A 16410-nucleotide genomic window follows, 5' to 3' on the forward strand; every position below is an offset into this window, starting at 1 on the left:
AACGTGCGGCACGACGACCTGCTGTTGCTCGCGCGGCAGCGGTCCACTGGCCGGCTCGCCGCCGGGCTCGGCCCGGCCCGGCCCCCAACCGCCGGCCGGTGCCGACCCCGCTTGGGCCGACCCCGCTTGGGCCGACCCCGCTTGGGCCGACCCCGCTTGGGCCGAGCCAGCGTGCGTCGATCCAGCCTGCGTCGAACCCGCCGGCTCGCCTCCGGCCGCAGCTTCCTCCTCCGCGGTGGAGGAGGCGGTCGCGGTGGGCACGGTGTAGTGGGTGCCGCCGTGGGCGGCCAGGTCGGGAAAACCGCAGTAGTCGCAGTACCCGTCGACGTAGTGGCCGGGGCAGCCGGTCTGCGCACAGGGTCTCATCGCTGCCCACCCTCTTTCGCGGCGGCGGGATGCTCGGCCCGCTCGTAGGCGCTGATGTAGGCCTGTTGGGCGGCGGCCAGGGCCGCGAGCCGGTCGAGCGCCACCGGGGTCTGCGCGAGCTCTTCGCGGGCCAGGTCGGTCAGACCGGCGACGTCGGCGGCGACGGTCTGCGGCAACCCGGCGGCCTTCGCCGCGTACCCCTGCAGTTGGCCGGCGAGCTCGTCCCGACGGGCCAGCGCCCCCGAGTAGGCGCGGTACACGGCCTCCAGGGCGGCCTCGACGCGGTCGAGGCGCGCGAGGTACTCGCCGACCCCGGCGGCGTCGGGGTCGCCGAGCGCCGTCACGTCGGGCACCGCAAGCGTCGGCGCGGGAGTGACGCTGGCGACAGCCTTGGCGGCCAGCCCCCGCAGGGCCTGCCCGCGGGCGGCCAACTCGTCGCGGCGTTGCTTGGCGGTGGCCAGGTCGTTCTTGGTCTTGGCGCGCTGCGCGGAGGCGACGATCAGGTCGCGTTCGGTGCGTGCCGTCTCGGCCTCAAGGGCAGGCAGCAAGCCGCCGACGTCGGCCCCGCGTCGAGCTCGTTCGGTGACGTCGACGAGCCTGCGGTCCAGGCCCACGAGCACCTGCTCGGCGGACTCCCGGTTCTTGGCGGGGATCGCGGCGACTTGGTCGCGGATGCGCTCGACGGAGGCGCGAAGATCACGCACCCGCGCCGACACGTCCGGCTCGGCCCCCTCCAATCGCAGGCGGGAGCGCAGCGACGCCGCCAACGTGTCGGAGAGGCGGCACGCCTCGGGCAGGCTGACGGCCAAGGCGTTGCCCGCGGCGGCCCGCTGGTCGAGCCGACCCCAGATGAGCGTCGTCAGCCGGCGCCGCTCGGCGGCGAGCACCCGGCCGGAGTCCCAGGTGGCCACGAGCAGGTCGTGCCGCTGGGCGACCGCCTGCCACAGCGCCATCGACAGCAGGATGTCCGGCGTCAGGGCGTCGCGTTCAGGCGAGCGCAGGCACGCCTCGTCGAGTTCGTCGAGCTCGACGCGGCGCCGGTCGCGCCACGTGCCCAACTCGTCGAGATAGGCGAGCAGCACCTCGGCGGCGACGTCCTCACCCATGGCTCCGGGCGCCTGCGGCGCGATCGCGAACTGGCTGCTCATCGGTAGTCCTTCAGCCGGCGGTCCAGGCCCACCCAGGCCAGCGACCCGCCGGCGATGCCGCCGAGCAGCGCCAGCCACGACCAGGGCGTGCCCTCGTTGGGGCCGGGCGCGGTCGTCGCCTGGAACTCGCTGGGCAGGGCCGTCGTAAACGCGGTGTAGCTGCTCGCGCCGGTGCCGGTCGCCACCTCGATCGCCGTGGTGCGGTTGGTGCCGGCCGCGGCCAGGCTGCGCTGCTGGGCGTCGACATAACTGAGCCACGCCGATCGCCCCGCCTGACTGAAGTCGTTGACGGCGGTCAGCTCGTTCATCTGGGTGTTGGCGGCCTGGGCCTGTGCCTGTGCGGCCGCCACGTCGGCCCCGGGCAGCAGGGCCGACAGTTCGGCCGCGCGCGACTGCGCCCCCGTGGCCAGCGCCGTGGACGCGGGGGAGAGGTACCCGGAGGTGCTGGCACCGGCAAGTGCGTTGGTGGGCACGGCGGCGCCCGCGACTCCGCCCGCCGTGGTGCCGAGCACGAGCAGCGTGCCGAGCAGCAGCGGCGGGTTGATGACGCGCCGAGTCCGCTGGGCCAGCCACCAGGCGGTACCGAGCAGCACCACGGTCGAAGCTCCGCCGACCAGGATCGGCAGGGCCGCCGCGGACCAGACGGCGCTCGTGTTCGATCCCGCGACCTGGGCCTGCGCGGCGACGGCGCTCATGGCGCCGGCGACGGCGGCGTCGGCCTCGCGCAGGCTCGCCCCGGCTGCGGCGTTGCCGGTACCGGCGGCCAAGGCGGCCGGCGCAGCAGCCGCGTAGCCCGCGAAGGACGACTGCGCGGCGACGATGGCCTGGCTGAAGTCGTTGCTGGCGCCCGCCGTCGAGATGCCCGCCAGCGCCACCGTGGCGGCCGCGATGTCGCTGCGCGCCTCCGTCCCGGCGGCGTCGGCGCCGGCGAGGTAGGCCTGGGAGACCGCAACGCGCGTGGCCTCGACCTGCTGGGCGGCGTGGGTCGCCGCGGAGGCCGAGTTCAGGGAGGCGGCGGTGGAACGGGCTGCGTTCTCGCCGATCGTGATCGCTCCGAAGGAGGCGGCCCCGGTGAGCACGCCCGCCAGCAGCCCGTAGGCCGACAGCCGCCGCATCATCGCCGGGGTGTTGCGAGCCGGCGCCGCAGCGTTCGCCGACGGCGCGGAACTGGCGGAGGCGGCGGTCGCGCCACGGCGGCCGACCTTCCGCTTGGGTCGGATGGTGGCGGTGGCGCCGTTAGCGGTGGACTGCCCGGGGGTCGGCGAGCCGGCTTGGGCCGAGGCGTTACTCGGAGGGGGTGCCTGCGCGGCCGCTCCGGCGCCGGAATGGGGTGAACTCACGAACCGACTCCTTCGCTGGTCGGGCGGCCCGGCGACGGTGCATCCGCGGCGTCTGGCTCCGCGTCGGCGGGCGCGTCGTCGCTCTCGGAGTCGCCGGCGCCTTTGTCGTCGGGGGCGTCCTCGACGGTGTCGGCGGGGTCGTCGTAGTCGTGCAGGTCTTCCAGGTCGCCCATCTCGATGGTGCGTAGCTGCTCGGTGGTGGGGTCGTCGACGTCCTGCAGCCGCCAGGCGTGCCGCCCGATCGCCCCTTCGAGCATGTTGCGGGCGAACCGCCCGTTGCCGAACGTGCTGTCGCGCGCGGTGGCGGCCAGGATCTCGCGGAACCGCGTCAGCGCCTTGGGGGAGAGGTCGTAGTCGTTGGCGGCCGCCATGGAGGTCAGGATCGCCGTGATCTCGTCGTCGCTGTAGTCGTCGAACGTGATCGTCGTGCGGAACCGGCTCGCCAGCCCGGGGTTGGTGTCGATGAACCGGGCCATCGGCTCGGGGTAGCCGGCGACGATGACCACCAGGCTGGAGCGGCGATCCTCCATCTCCTTGACGAGGGTGTCGACGGCCTCCTGCCCGTACTGATCGCCGGCCAGCGTGTACGCCTCGTCGATGAACAGCACACCACCGTCGGCGGAGTCGACGACCTTGACGGTCTTCTCCGCGGTCTGCCCGAGGTAACCGGCGACGAGCTCGCTGCGGTCGACCTCGATGAGTTGGCCCTTATCCAGCAGTCCGAGCGCGTGGTAGATGCCGCCGACCAGCCGCGCCACGGTCGTCTTGCCGGTGCCCGGGTTGCCGACGAACACCAGGTGCCGCGTGATCGTCGCGGTCTTCAGCCCCGCCTCCTGGCGGCGCAGGTCCATCTTCAGCAGCGCGACCTGCTTGTGCACCTCGCGCTTGACGCGGCTGAGCCCGATGAGCTCATCGAGCTCGGCGAGCAGCTCGTCGACGCTCTTTTCCACCGGGGCAGGTTCGGTCTCCGCCGCGCCTGGCGGATCCGCGGCAGCAGCCTGGGTGGCTCCGACCCCTGGGACGGCCGCGCCGGGAACACCCGCTCCCGGAACCCCGTCGCCGGCGCCCGTGGTGTCGGACGGATTGTCGTACGGCCCCGGTGAGAGAGTCGGCTCTGGGAACTGCGGCGCCGGACCGGTGGGCGCGCCGCCCAGATGGGTGCGCAGGATCGCCCGCGTCGAGTCCGAGAGCGCGCCGAGCTGCTCCAACACCCGCTGCGCGTTGAGCGGCACCCCCGCGGCCGGCGCCGGCGTGCTCGCCTGCGGGCCCAAGTCGAGGCTCGACCCGCCCGGAGAGCCCGGAGAGCCCGGGGAGCCCGGAGAGCCCGGAGAAGGAGTGGCCGGTGCGTCGTGGGCGCCGCTCGCGGCGCGGTCACCGGGAACCCCCACGGGTGGGGTGACACCGGGCACGTGGGCCGCCACCCCCGCAGCGCGCAACTGGGTCGCGCCGGTCATCGTGGCCCGCCCGATGGACTCGCGCGGTGCGCCGGGGATCGCGGCCGCGGCGGTCGCGACCTCACCGAGGGCCCGGGCGTACCCGGCGGCGGACTCGGGCGCCTCCGCCAGCAGGTGCGCCAGCAGCGCGGTGGGCCCGGCGGCGAACCGGCGGCCCCGCGAGGCGTCGTCGAAGAAGTCCTGCACGCTGCCGCCCATGACCTCCTGCCACTGCCGGTGCACCCCGCCGGGACGGGAGGTCTCGAGCACCCCCGCGGCCAGCGCCCGCCCCTCGGTGCGCACCTGCTCCTGCGGCAACCCGGCGCTCGCGCCCACGCGCGCGAGCTGCTCGATCGCTGCGGGGAGGCCCGAAGCGGCCTGCGGGTTGTTCATCGGTGCTCCCGGAGAGGCGTCGGAGTCGAACGGGTCGGCATGGGGCGGCTCATAGGTCCAGGCTGCTCGGGGGACGCAACGGCTCGACCCGCGGCGCCGCAGGCGGCTGCTCGGACGACTGTTTAGGCGAGGAACCGTCGGACGCCGGTTCTTGTTCCTCGTTCGCCGGCGGCGGGGTGTGCGCGGCACCGACCGGCTGAGGGTCTCCCGGCTGGGTGCCGCCCGACGTGCTGTCGCCCGATGTGGTGTCACTCGGCTGCGGCGGGACGGCGATGCCGTGCACTTCCAACTCACCGCCGCGGCTGCCGGCGCCGAATTTCTCGGAGAGGAAGCGCCCGTGCGCGACGAGCGCATTGGCGTCGTCGCGGCACACGGCGTCGAACACGGCATCCATCGTGCCGCCGAGCAGGTCGAGTTGATCGACGAGCACCATGAGCGCGGTCTTGGGGCCGTCGACGGGTCGGGTGTCGGCGAACCGTCGCGGCAGCCGCAGGTAGCCGCCGACCGCCTCGGGCAGGTAGTCGGTGGCGGTGGCCATGACCGAGTACGCCTTGTCGCTGCCCGCGCCGAGTGCGTCGAGCCGCGGAATGGTGTCGCGCACGGTCGCGGTGATCCGCAACACTCGCGCGGTCACCGGCGAGGGAACCGAGCCGTCGTCGACGAGCCGCTCGGTCTGGGCCAGCGCCTCCTGCAGCGCGTCGGCGGTCGGCGGGCGGTCCACCTCCGGCTCGGGCGCAGGCTGTTCAGCTCGCCCGCCGAGGCGGGCCAGGAAGTCCCCGAGAGCCATCGCTTGCGTCCCCTTCGTCTCCAACCGTCGGCCTGTCGCCACCGTGCTCGACCCGCAGCCGCATCCGCAGGTCGGCTCAGTAGGTCACGGTGGCGCTACGAACCGCGCACCGCGCGGGTTCCGGCCTGTCTGCACAGCCTGTCAGATACCACCGACAACCTCACGGCCACGCCCTACCGCCACCTCGTCCGCGCGGTCTGACCAGCCCCGATCAAGCCGGCGCAGCCCCCGGCAGATGGCGCCGAACACCCCCCAAGCGTCGGCGCCGCGGCGCTCAGAGTCGCTGGCCCCCACCGAGGTCCAAGGAGCCGGTGCGGTTGCGCTCGTCGCCGCGCGCCACCCGGTCGAGGTATTCGCGCGACTTGATGACCTCCGACTCCAGCACCCCGATGGTGGAGGCCATGTTGTCCAGCGCCTGCACCTTGAAGGAGTCGATGGCATCCATCGTGTCGTAGATGTTCTGGAAGGCCGCCTGCAGCTGCGGCAATCCGATGGAGGCGCTGGCGGCCTGCTCCTGGATCGCGACGGAATTGTCCTTGAGCATCTGGGAGGTCGACTGGATCATGTTGCTCGTCGTCGTGTTCAGCGCGGTGATCTGGTCGAGCACCAGCTTCTGGTTGTTCAACGCCTGCGCGACGATGACCGCGGTGCGCAGCGCCGAGACCGTCGTCGTCGAGGCCCGGTCGACACCCTTGATGAGCTCGATGTTGTTCTTGATGACGATGTCGATGGCCAGGTAGTTCTGGATGGAGACGGCCAGCTGCGTCAGCAGGTCCTGGTGCTTCTGACGCACGTAGAACAGCACGTCCTCACGCAGCGACTTGGCCCGCTCGGGGTCGCTGGACTCGATCTCGGCGATCTGGGCCGCGATCCGCGCATCCAGCCGTTCGGCGATATAGACGTACTGATTGAGGCGGCCCATCGAGTCCCACAGCTGCTGCTTCTCCATGTTCAGCGCTGCATTGTCCTTGAGCAGTTCGTCCTGGCCGTTGCGCAGCGAATGCAGAATCGCATCGAGCTGCTTCTCGGCCGATTCGTAGCGCCGGAAGTAGTCGGTGACCTTGTTGCCCATGGGGATCATGCCGAGCAGTCGGCGCGGCACCGACGCCTGCTTGGGGTCGAGGTCTTCGACGGTGCGCCGCAGCTGCTGCAAGGTGGTGCCCACCTTGGAGCCGGACGTCAGATTGCCCTTGTTGAGCGCCTGCACCGGAGTCTTGAGCAGCTTGTTCGAGGTTTCGGCGGCGCGGCGGATGTCGGAGTCACCCATCGAACGGACATCGGCGGCTCGGGCGTCGAACTCGGGCGACTTGGTCGCGGTGCCCGCCAGCCCCGACAGATACGACTCGACCTTGTCGTCGAGGGCGGCGATGGCCTCCTGCGGTACGGCCGGTGCCATCTTCGGTGCCGAGGTCGCGGCCACGGGCTGCGTTGCGGCCGGCGCCTCGAGCGTGAGGGCCGGTGCCTCCTGCGCGGCGGCGGGCGGTGGCGTCAACGGCTGATTCATCGATATCCTCCGGTGCTCGGTGTCCCATGGACGGTCCTGGTACGAGGATCGCACGACGCGCGCACTTCGGATCAGTTCGACACTGCCTCGCGCCCGCGCCGCCTCCTCGACACGCGCCTGCGCGCCGCGCAACCTAGGCTGCTGAACACCATCCGCACCTGGTCCTCTCCGAGGCGTCCATGCACGTCTTCCTCAGCACCACTCCCATCCCGGCGCACACTCTCAACGCTGCAGTCTTCGTCGCCGCGCTCGTCGACTCCGGCCACATCGTCACCTGGCACGCGCCCCGACGCTTCCATCCGGCGATCGCGGCCTTGGGTGCCCGGCCGATCGACGTCGAGTTGGCGTGGGATCCGGACCGTGACAGCGGCGGGATGCCGGTCATGGGCACCCTCGCGCAGGTGCGGCGTGGCTATGCGCGACACCTCGTCGGGCGCGCCGCGGGCCGGGCGGCCGACGTCCGGCGCCAGCTGCGCGCCCAGCCCTACGACGTCGTGCTGACCGACACCCTGGCCTACGGCGCAGGCCTGGCCGCCGAAGCGGAGGGGGTGCCGTGGGCCACGTACGGCGACGGTCCGCTGCACGACCGCGACCCCGACACGCCGCCGTTCGGGGCCGGGTTGCCGTACCGCGCCGGTTGGCCCTACCGGCTGCGCAACACTGTGGTGCACCGCGGCAGCGACCTGGTGTTCGCCGGCTCGGCGCAGGAGTTGGCGCGGGTGCGCGCCGACCTGGGACTGCCCGCGGTTGCGGGGGAGCGCAGCGTCCGGCGTCGCCCCGAAGGTGTGGACCGGAGCGGTGCAGGGGTGCTCGCCGCCGGTGTCTCCGCGCAACTACACCTGCACGGCGGAGTGCCGGGTTTGGAGTACCCGCGCCGCCGGCCACTCGCGGCCGGAGTGCGCTTCGTCGGCAGCCTGTATCGGCGCCCAAGAGGAGCGCACCTACCGCCGTGGCTGCCGCAGGCGCGGCCCGGCGACCCGGCACAGCAACCGTGCGACGAGCGGCCGGTCGTGGCGCTCACCCAGGGCAGCCTGCGCCTCGATATCGCCGAGCTCATCGCTCCGACGATCGCGGCCCTGGGCGACGAGGACTGCACGATCCTCGTCGCCGCCGGCTCGCCCGAAGGGGCGCGGGCCGCCGCCGCCATACCGACGCGCCGAGCCCGCGTACTCACGGACTCCTTCGTGCCCTACGACGCGCTGCTGGAGCGCGCCTCGCTGTTCGTCACCAACGGCGGCTGGACCGGAGTCACCGAGGCGCTGGCACGCGGCGTTCCCGTGCTGCAGGTCGGCAAGACCGAAGAGAAGGCCGACATCGGGCAGCGGGTGCAGTGGAGCCGCTGCGGCCTGTCGATCCGTCGCCGCGTCGGTCCGCGCGACATCGCCGCCGCGGTCGCCCGCCTGCGCGTCGCGCCCGAGCTCACCGAGGGGCTCCTCGGCATTCGGGCGCAGTTCGCGGCCAGGGATGCCGGAGCCGGCGGGGTGCGACTGCTGCGCGACCTTACCGACTCCGCAAAATCCTGAGCCTGCGCCGCGGGAAACCTCCACGTCACCGGTGAATCAGCCCAGAGTTGGCCCAGCTCAAACCCAGAACACGCCGTGAGTTCGGTCACGTCGCACATCTGCGCCGCTCAGGGTGTAACGCGCGGGAACATTCCTCCGATGCGGGAGGTTGAGCGGGCACGACCCGGTTGCTTCACGCGCCAGCGGTCATCCGGCGCGGGGTACCGGCCGGGCAGCGCCACCGATGGGCGACGCGCGGAGGAACCGAAAACCCTCCGGCGTGGTCTGAGCCGGTAGCGTCGCGCTCGACGGGCGCCACCTGGGGGCGGGTGGCGCGCGAGGCCAACTGGGCCGCCCTCGGCGGCCTCCTGGCTGCCCGGGGGAAATGTGTTACGGCACACGCCGACTGGCGGTGATTGAGTCCTGCGGAGGGCTCAGGCTTCCGGCGGTGCTGCCGAAAGGGAAGCAGTGCCGACGAGGGGTCCGAAAGGTCCGGTCGCCGGTACTTGAGAAGACAACGAACAGCACAGACAAACAACGACTCTGACGAGCGAGTCAGGAGGTGAACGATGAACCACACCACGACCAGCAGCTTCGACCTTTCGGTGCTGCTACACGCCGCCTCGATGGAGTGCGGCCGGTTCGTGACGGGCGAAACCCGCTGGATCGTCGCCGAGCCCGCCGACCTCGCCCGCCTCACCGCGGACGACCGCGAGTTGCTGCACGTCGTCACCGACGAGCGCATCGACTGGGCCGAGCACGAGTCCCGCCTCACGAGCTTCTTCGCCTGGCAGCTGATCTGCGACCGCGCCACCGGCGCCCTGGTCGGCGAGGTGACCGTCCCCTACGTCGAGGCGGTCTTCACCGCCTACGAGATGTGCGTCGACGGGAGCCCGATGTCCGGCGACCTTTTCGACCTCGCCCTGGCCTACCTCGTGGGCCGCGACCTGCGGGTCGACCCCGACTACGTCTGGGTCTGAGCGCTCACCTCCCGCGGCCCGCGTTGCGCCAGCTCCCGCGCCGAACCCTCGGCCACCGCGCCTTCTCCGGCTGACCGCGCGCTCGACTCCTGCGTGCCCGCCAGTTCACGCAGCGTCGCCAACGCCACCCGGCAGGCCTGAGTGTGTGCGGTCGAGGCCCGCTGCCACGCGACGAGCCCACGCTGCGGAGTCGGATCGGTCAGGGGCAGGATGACGGTACCGGGCCACGGCATCCGCGCGGCCAGCACCGGCAAGGCGGTCACTCCCACTCCAGCACCCACGAGCCCGGTTGCCGCGATGTGGTCGTGGCACCGCGCGGCCCACCGCGGCGTGAACCCGGCGGCCTGACATGCGGTCAGCAGGATGCCTAGGGTGGGGCCCTGCTCGTACACGACGTTGTCGATCCACGGCACCTGCGCCAGCTCCGCCATCCGCACGCTCTTCTGTTCGCTTAACGGCCAGTCCCTCGGCACGACGACGACGAAGTCCTCCGTCGCCAAGACCTGCTCCACGTACCCCCGCGGGCGTGCGGCGCTTCCGGCGTCGGACTGGCCGGGGGCGCCTGGCTGGACCGCCCGGCTGCGAATGATGAGATCGGGCGTTCGCCGGCCCGGGCCCTCGTGCGGCTCGCCGATGCTCACCTCGAGCACGACGCCCGGCAACTCGCGGCGCAGTCGGGCGGCCAGCGGTGGAATCCACCCGTGCGCCACCGAGGCCGCGCACCGGATCGCCAACTCCTGAGTGCGACCCTCCCGTAGATCGGCGACGATCGCCTCGAGGCGGTGCACCTCGACCTCCAGTTGTTCGGCCTCGGCCGCCAACGCGAGTCCCGCGGGGGTCGGTCGCAGGCCGCGGCCGGCCTTCTCGGTGAGCACCAGCTTGGTCTCGCGCTGCAACTGCTGCAGGTGCTGGCTGACGGTCGAGGGCGTGTAGCCCAGGTGTCGCGCGGCGGCCTGCACCGATCCGCTCGCGACGACCGCCCGCCAGACCCGCAGCCGATGAGTGTCGATCACGCGACAACTCTACGGCGCTACCGAACAATGCAACGGAAATCTTCGCTTGTGCTGAAGAGTCTTCGCGTCGCAGCCTGGGGGAGTGCAGATCCAGTTCGCCTCGTTGCTGTTCGCGTCGTTCGTGCTCGCGGCGGTGCCCGGCCAAGACACCATGCTCGCGCTGCGCTCCAGCGCACACAGCGTCCGTGACGGCCTGCGCTACGGCTCCGGCGTCTCGGCGGGGATGATCGTCTGGGCCGTGCTCGCGGTGCTCACCCTGCAGGCGCTGCTGGCCACGGCCCCCTGGGTGATGACCGGGGTCGAGGTGTGCGGCGGACTGTTCCTGCTGTGGCTGGCCAGCCGCATCATCCGCTCGGGCCTGGGTGCCCGGGCCGCCAAGGCCCAGGTCGCGGCCCCGACCCGGCCGATGACGACGGGTCTGATCAGCAGCCTGACGAACGCCAAGACCGGCCTCATCTTCGCCTCGGTGTTCCCCCCGGCGCTGCCCGCGGTCGTCACCCCCGGCGCCATCGTCGTCGTGCCGCTCGTCGTCGCCGGCGTCGTGTGGCTGTGGATGGCGGGGCTGGCCGCCGCGGTCGGCGCGACCGGCGCCCGGGTGCAGCGCCTCCTGACCTCCAGCGGATTCGAGATCGCCAGCGGCGCCGTCATCGGCCTGCTCGGCCTCGCCGTGCTCGTGCAAGCCGCCCTCTGATCCGGTCCTTCGCCTCGGCCGCCCCTGGCCGCCGCCCACCGGCCACCCCGGCCCCCAGCGGCCGCCCCGCCCCTCACCTCCGGCCGAGTGTCGCGCTCCCTGCCGAGCGTTTGCGGTCGCAACAGCAACCCTCGGCAGGGAGCGCATCGTCCAAGATGTGGACCGCGCTGGCGCCCACCGAGGGGTTCTGATTGTTGACAATCGGGCGGCGAGTGCGATGAGAATCGGGCATGACCTCCCTGAGCCCGGTGTTGAAGCAGGCCACTCCCGTCGTCGTCGACCACGCCAGCGGGTGTTGGATTCACGGCACCGACGGCCGCGACTATCTCGACTTCACGACCGGCATCGGCGTGACGAGCACGGGGCACTGCCACCCCAAGGTCGTGGCCGCCGCCAGCGAGCAGGCGGGCAAGATCATCCACGCCCAGTACACGACCGTCATGCACCAGCCGCTGCTGGCGCTCACGGAGAAGCTCGGCGAGGTGCTGCCCGCCGGGCTCGACTCCGTGTTCTACGCCAACTCCGGCTCGGAGGCCGTCGAGGCGTCGGTGCGACTGGCCCGGATGGCGACCGGCCGCCCGAACATCATGGTGTTCCAGGGCGGCTTCCACGGCCGAACCGTCGCCGCCGCCACGCTGACGACCGCCGGCACCCGCTTCTCCGCCGGATTCAGCCCGCTGATGGGCGGCGTGCACATGGCGCCGTTCCCGTACGCCTACCGCTACGGCTGGGACGAGCAGGCCGCCGTCGACTTCTGCCTGCGCGAGCTCGACTACCTCTTCGCGACCCGCACGGGCGCCAACGAGACGGCGGCCTTCCTCATCGAGCCGGCCCTCGGCGACGGCGGATACCTGCCCACCCCGCCCGCCTTCCTCCAGGGCTTGCGCGAGCGCGCCGACGAGCACGGCATCGTTCTCATCCTCGACGAGGTGCAGGCCGGGTGCGGGCGGACCGGCAAGTTCTGGGGGCACGAGCACGCCGGCATCAGCCCCGACGTGCTCATTACCGCCAAGGGCATCGCCAGCGGCTTTCCGATCAGCGCGATCGCCGCGTCAGCCGAGCTGATGGGCAAGGCGTGGCCGGGTAGCCAGGGCGGCACGTACGGCGGAAATGCGGTCGCGGCCGCAGCCGGGGTCGCGACCCTGGGGGTCATCGAGGAGGAGGGGCTGGTCGAGAACTCCCGCGCGCGCGGCGAGCAGTTGCAGGCCGGGTTGAAGCAAATCCAAGCCAAGCACCCGGTGATCGGCGACGTGCGCGGCTACGGCCTCATGCAGGGCATCGAGTTCACCGACGCCGACGGCAATGCGGACGCCGCCACCGCCGCCCGCGTGCAGCAGACGACGACGAAATACGACCTCCTCTCGCTGACCTGCGGTCCGCTGGGCAATGTCGTGCGGCTCATCCCGGCGTTGGTCATCTCGGAGGAGGAGGTCGACGAGGGCCTCAAGCGTTTCGCCGCCGCGTGTGACGAGGCGTGCGGCTGACCGGCGGCGGCGCGTCAGGGTCGGCTAGAAGCGCCAGGGCCGGCTAGAGAAACAGTCGGCCCAGGCCGGGCGCGCGTCCGTACCAACCGGCCAGGCGCAGTCCGTACCAGGCGGTGACCTGCGCGGCGGTCAGCACGATCTTGTCGAGGGATCGCTCGAGTTCGTCGACCAGGGGTGCGGCCGGCAGCGCGGTGTCGGGCACGAGCACGGCCTCGACGTCGCGGCAGAACCGGTCGCCGACCAGGTCGCGGATGTCCTCGGGGTCGACTCCTTCGGTGTGCGCGTCGGGCGGCAGGCGGTGGCTGGCGCACGAGGCGACCTTGAATCCCTCGTCGCACAGCAGGTGCACGAAGTGTCCCGTGACCGCGGGCGGGTAGGTGCTCGCGACCGCGACCTTGTTGATCCGCAGGGTACGCAGCGCCTCGAGAAAGGCGATCGACGTCGACGAACTGGGCGCACCAGCCGCCTCGCCGATGCAGCGCGCCTGTCGGCGGACTCCCGCGGTGCCCTGCACGAACGAACCCGACGAGCACGCCCACATCACGGCGTTGGCCGCGTGCCGGCGCGCCGCGAGCCTGGCGATCGGGGCCAACTGCTCCTTCGAGCCGAGCCGCAACAGCTCCTCGATGTTGTAGTCGGCCGGCGCCGGCCGGGTGGGCTCGATCGGCAGTCGGACGCCCAGCTGCTCCTCCAGCCAGGCGAAGTCCGTGCGCGAGCGCTGCCCGGGGCACAGCATCGCCACCGTCGTCACCCCATCGGCCACCACCGGCATCGAGCCGGTAGCGGCGACCGGCATCGAGCCGGTAGCGGCCACCGGCAGGGAGCCGGTGCGCGGATCGGAGGCGAAGGTGGACGTGGTCATGCCGCCACGATCCCAGCCCCTTGCGCCCCGTGTCGAACTGCGCCGACGAGGACTCCGCGCGCCACGTCAGATCCGGTCAGCCGGGCTTGGGGGCGCCCGGGCGGGCGTAGCGCAGCCAGGTGATGGCGATGCACATGAGCGCCCAGGCGATGCCGATGCTGTAGAAAACCACCGCGCCAAACGTGGTGACCCCGACGCCGAAGAAGAACGGGCCGAAGGCGGCGATGGCGGCTGTCCAGCCGATGACGCCGCCGGCCTGGCGCTTCTCGAAGATCATCGGCATCTGCTTGAAGGTCGAGGCGTTGCCGATGCCGCTGAACAGGAAGATCGCGAGCATGCCCCAGAGGAACTGGTTGAAGCCGCCCTGCAGGGCCTCCGCCGAGCTGGTGTCGGGGGTCAGGCCGGGGATCGTGTAGGCGATGGCGGCGACCAGGCCGATGCCGGAGATGAGGGTCCAGACCGCGCCGCCCATGCGGTCGGTCAGCGGCGAGAATGCGAACCGGGCGATGGCGCCGATGAGCGGTCCGAGGAAGACGAAGCGCACCGGGTCGGGCAGGTCGTAGCCGGCGACGAGCACGGTCGCGGTCGCGCCGGCGCCCTGCACGATGTCGGGATTGCCCGCGCCGTACAGGTTGCTCATCAGCAGGCCAAACTGCGCGGAGAGGCCGGCGAAGGTGCCGAACGTCATGATGTAAAGCAGCGTCATGTACCAGGTGTCGACATTGCCGAAGATGTCGAACTGCTGCTTGATGTTGGCCTTGATCGGCACCGACTTGAGCATCGTCCACGCCATCACCGAGCCGATCACCATGAGCGGCATCCAGATGAACGCCGCGTTCTGGTAGTAGACCTGCCGGTCGGGCTGGCCCGCGGTCGTCATCACCTGGCTGCCGCCGACGACCGCCAGGAAGCTCATGCCGATGAGATACGGCGTCAGCAGCTGCACGAGCGAAACGCCGAGGTTACCCAGGCCGGCCTGCAGTCCCAGCGCCGTGCCCTGCAGTCGCTTGGGGAAGAAGTAGGAGGTGCTCGGCATGAACCCGCTGAACACGCCGCCGCCGATGCCGGCCAGGAAGGCCAGCGTCATGAGCTCCCAGTAGGGGGCCGACGGCTCCTGCACGCGCACACCCCAGCCGAGGGTCGAGGCCAGCAGCAGCAGCGTCGACAGCGACACCATCTTGCGGGTGCCCAGCATCGGCGGCAGCACCATCCAGATCAGCCGCATGAGCCCCGCGGCCAGGCCAGGCATCGCCGCCATCCAGTACAGCTGGCTCTGGGAGAACGTGTAACCGAGCGAGTTCAACTTGGGGATGATCGCGCTGGGCAAGAACCACGCGACGAACCCCAGGGTGAGGCAGAACGTCGTGATCCACAGCGTGCGCCAGGCCAGAGCGGAATCCCAGGACTGCTCGTCCTCCGGATCCCAACTGGTCAGCCACTCACCGTCGGACTGGGCGCGGGGTGACGCATTCATGAGGGGACCCTCTCGGAGACGGCGGGAGTGGAGTCGTCGATGTCGCGGGCGATCTCCGGGGCGTGCTTCTCGTGCAGCCGCAGGATCGTGACGTGCATCCACACGAAGCACACGGCGGTGAGGATGAAGATGACGAAGAACGTGCTCGTCGGAAAGCCCGACCAGACCTTGGTGTAGGCGAACAGCGGTGGCAGGAAGAAGCCGCCGAGGCCGCCGAGCATGCCGACGAGGCCGCCGACGGAGCCGACGTTGTCGGGGTAGTACTCCGGGATGTGCTTGTAGACGGCGGCCTTGCCGATGCCCATCGCACACCCCAGGAGGAAGACCAACAGCACCACTTGCGTCAGGCCGATCGCGTAGGCCAGGTGCTGCGTGGCGCTGCCGTCCGCGTGGTTGATGACGATGTGCCCGTTGGGCATCATCAGCACCCCACTGGTCACGAGCATGAGGCCGAACGTCAGGTACATCACCCGACGAGCGCCGAAACGGTCCGAGAGCCAACCCCCGAAGGGCCGCAGCAGCGAGGCGGGGAAGATGAACGTCGCGGTGAGCAGCGCCGCCGTCTGCAACGAGACTCCGAAGTTGTCGACGTAGTACTTCGGCATCCACGCCGACAGCGCGACGTAGGCACCGAAGACCGCCACGTAGTACAGGCTGAACCGCCACACCCGCAGGTGTCGCAGCGGCGCCAGCATCTCGCCGATCGGCTTCGACGCCCCCGACATGCGGTCGTGTCGCGGCACGACGAGGAACGTCGCGATGGCCAGCACCACCAGCAGCACCGAGTAGATGACCGGCACCAGACGCCAGCCACCCTCGATGAAGCCGAAGTACGTGACTCCCGCCGTGCCGGTGATGAGGGCCGGGCCGATGAACTTGGTGACCGAGGCGCCCACGTTGCCGGCACCGAACAGGCCGAGCGCGAAGCCCTGCCGGTCGCGGGTGAACCACGCCGCGTTCCACGCGATGCCGACCGAGAACAGGTTGCCCGCGAAGCCGACGAGGAATGCGAGCACGAGCAGCATTGCGTAGCTGTGTGCCTGCGCGACGAAGAAGCACGGAACGGCGGTGACGGCCAGGAGGAAGATCGTCATCCGCCGACCGCCGATGCGGTCGGTGAGCATGCCGGCCGGCAGCCGCCACAGCGAGCCGTTGAGCACCGCGACCGCCGAGATCCACGCGAGCTCCGGGTCGGACAGGCCCAACTCCTGCTGAATCGGGATGCCCAGGATGCCGAACATCAACCACACCGCGAACATCACGGTGAACGCGATGGTCGACATCCACATCACGCGGTAGGCCCCGGGCGCCTGCGCCGTGGCAGCTTGTGTCATCAGTTAGTCCCCTCCTGCCGCGGTCGCGAACCTATGATTGAACCGACGTTGGCAGTGTCAAATATAGGGACGATGGTCCCCTGGCCTGGACAAGAGCCC

13 protein-coding genes and 1 pseudogene are annotated in these 16410 nt (G+C 71.2%); 4 read left to right on the top strand and 10 right to left on the bottom strand.

The window, feature by feature from the left end; genetic code table 11:
* From KILIM_RS24180 to KILIM_RS18370, 6 genes and pseudogenes are all read right to left on the bottom strand, one after another.
* Positions 1 to 366 (bottom strand): annotated as a pseudogene (locus tag KILIM_RS24180) (hypothetical protein); the annotation flags it as partial.
* Positions 363 to 1514, bottom strand: coding sequence for a hypothetical protein (locus KILIM_RS18350; protein WP_006594236.1), 1152 nt, complete (start codon positions 1512 to 1514; stop codon positions 363 to 365). The gene KILIM_RS18350 and the pseudogene KILIM_RS24180, both read right to left, overlap by 4 nt.
* A complete protein-coding gene (locus KILIM_RS18355) occupies positions 1511 to 2854 on the bottom strand; it encodes a hypothetical protein (protein ID WP_006594237.1) in 1344 nt (447 codons plus the stop codon). Before KILIM_RS18355 ends, KILIM_RS18350 begins: the two co-directional genes overlap by 4 nt.
* Positions 2851 to 4680, bottom strand: coding sequence for an AAA family ATPase (locus KILIM_RS18360; protein WP_006594238.1), 1830 nt, complete (start codon positions 4678 to 4680; stop codon positions 2851 to 2853). Before KILIM_RS18360 ends, KILIM_RS18355 begins: the two co-directional genes overlap by 4 nt.
* Before the next feature lie 49 nt (positions 4681 to 4729).
* Positions 4730 to 5467, bottom strand: coding sequence for a hypothetical protein (locus KILIM_RS18365; RefSeq protein ID WP_006594239.1), 738 nt, complete (start codon positions 5465 to 5467; stop codon positions 4730 to 4732).
* Between the two features lie 274 nt (positions 5468 to 5741).
* Positions 5742 to 6971, bottom strand: a complete 1230-nt coding sequence (locus tag KILIM_RS18370; protein ID WP_006594240.1) for a toxic anion resistance protein — start codon at positions 6969 to 6971, stop codon at positions 5742 to 5744.
* A gap of 179 nt (positions 6972 to 7150) precedes the next feature.
* Here KILIM_RS18370 and KILIM_RS18375 point away from each other — a divergent pair, with 179 nt between their 5' ends.
* Both KILIM_RS18375 and KILIM_RS18380 read left to right on the top strand, forming a co-directional pair.
* On the top strand, positions 7151 to 8494 hold the full coding sequence (locus tag KILIM_RS18375; protein ID WP_006594241.1) for a glycosyltransferase: 1344 nt from the start codon (positions 7151 to 7153) through the stop codon (positions 8492 to 8494).
* Positions 8495 to 9042: 548 nt separating this feature from the next.
* Complete coding sequence (locus KILIM_RS18380; RefSeq protein WP_006594242.1) at positions 9043 to 9453, top strand: hypothetical protein; 411 nt, start codon at positions 9043 to 9045, stop codon at positions 9451 to 9453.
* Here KILIM_RS18380 and KILIM_RS18385 read toward each other — a convergent pair.
* Positions 9438 to 10466, bottom strand: coding sequence for a LysR family transcriptional regulator (locus KILIM_RS18385; protein WP_006594243.1), 1029 nt, complete (start codon positions 10464 to 10466; stop codon positions 9438 to 9440). The genes KILIM_RS18380 and KILIM_RS18385 overlap by 16 nt on opposite strands.
* Before the next feature lie 82 nt (positions 10467 to 10548).
* On the opposite strand from KILIM_RS18385, the gene KILIM_RS18390 reads away from it, so the two are divergent.
* Complete coding sequence (locus tag KILIM_RS18390; RefSeq protein WP_006594244.1) at positions 10549 to 11157, top strand: LysE family translocator; 609 nt, start codon at positions 10549 to 10551, stop codon at positions 11155 to 11157.
* Positions 11158 to 11387: 230 nt separating this feature from the next.
* Positions 11388 to 12641, top strand: coding sequence for an aspartate aminotransferase family protein (locus KILIM_RS18395; protein WP_006594245.1), 1254 nt, complete (start codon positions 11388 to 11390; stop codon positions 12639 to 12641).
* Positions 12642 to 12684: 43 nt separating this feature from the next.
* Here KILIM_RS18395 and KILIM_RS18400 read toward each other — a convergent pair whose 3' ends face one another.
* The 3 genes from KILIM_RS18400 to KILIM_RS18410 all read right to left on the bottom strand — a co-directional run bounded on the left by KILIM_RS18400 (position 12685) and on the right by KILIM_RS18410 (position 16311).
* Positions 12685 to 13503, bottom strand: a complete 819-nt coding sequence (locus KILIM_RS18400; protein WP_006594246.1) for a maleate cis-trans isomerase family protein — start codon at positions 13501 to 13503, stop codon at positions 12685 to 12687.
* Between the two features lie 76 nt (positions 13504 to 13579).
* Positions 13580 to 14977 (bottom strand): MFS transporter, encoded by a 1398-nt coding sequence (locus KILIM_RS18405; RefSeq protein ID WP_006594247.1) that lies wholly within the window; start codon positions 14975 to 14977, stop codon positions 13580 to 13582.
* Positions 14974 to 16311, bottom strand: coding sequence for an MFS transporter (locus tag KILIM_RS18410; protein ID WP_006594248.1), 1338 nt, complete (start codon positions 16309 to 16311; stop codon positions 14974 to 14976). The genes KILIM_RS18405 and KILIM_RS18410 overlap by 4 nt, the downstream gene beginning before the upstream one ends.
* Positions 16312 to 16410: the final 99 nt, after the last annotated feature.

It is taken from the genome of Kineosphaera limosa NBRC 100340 (genome assembly GCF_000298215.1).
In the GTDB taxonomy this organism is placed as follows: domain Bacteria; phylum Actinomycetota; class Actinomycetes; order Actinomycetales; family Dermatophilaceae; genus Kineosphaera; species Kineosphaera limosa.

Bases quoted from the DNA above. Each gene is read 5' to 3' on its own strand.
- KILIM_RS18350 (WP_006594236.1), bottom strand. From the start codon at position 1,514: ATGAGCAGCCAGTTCGCGATCGCGCCGCAGGCGCCCGGAGCCATGGGT.
- KILIM_RS18360 (WP_006594238.1), bottom strand. From the start codon at position 4,680: ATGAACAACCCGCAGGCCGCTTCGGGCCTCCCCGCAGCGATCGAGCAG.
- KILIM_RS18365 (WP_006594239.1), bottom strand. From the start codon at position 5,467: ATGGCTCTCGGGGACTTCCTGGCCCGCCTCGGCGGGCGAGCTGAACAG.
- KILIM_RS18370 (WP_006594240.1), bottom strand. From the start codon at position 6,971: ATGAATCAGCCGTTGACGCCACCGCCCGCCGCCGCGCAGGAGGCACCG.
- KILIM_RS18375 (WP_006594241.1), top strand. From the start codon at position 7,151: ATGCACGTCTTCCTCAGCACCACTCCCATCCCGGCGCACACTCTCAAC.
- KILIM_RS18380 (WP_006594242.1), top strand. From the start codon at position 9,043: ATGAACCACACCACGACCAGCAGCTTCGACCTTTCGGTGCTGCTACAC.
- KILIM_RS18395 (WP_006594245.1), top strand. From the start codon at position 11,388: ATGACCTCCCTGAGCCCGGTGTTGAAGCAGGCCACTCCCGTCGTCGTC.
- KILIM_RS18400 (WP_006594246.1), bottom strand. From the start codon at position 13,503: ATGACCACGTCCACCTTCGCCTCCGATCCGCGCACCGGCTCCCTGCCG.
- KILIM_RS18405 (WP_006594247.1), bottom strand. From the start codon at position 14,977: ATGAATGCGTCACCCCGCGCCCAGTCCGACGGTGAGTGGCTGACCAGT.
- KILIM_RS18410 (WP_006594248.1), bottom strand. From the start codon at position 16,311: ATGACACAAGCTGCCACGGCGCAGGCGCCCGGGGCCTACCGCGTGATG.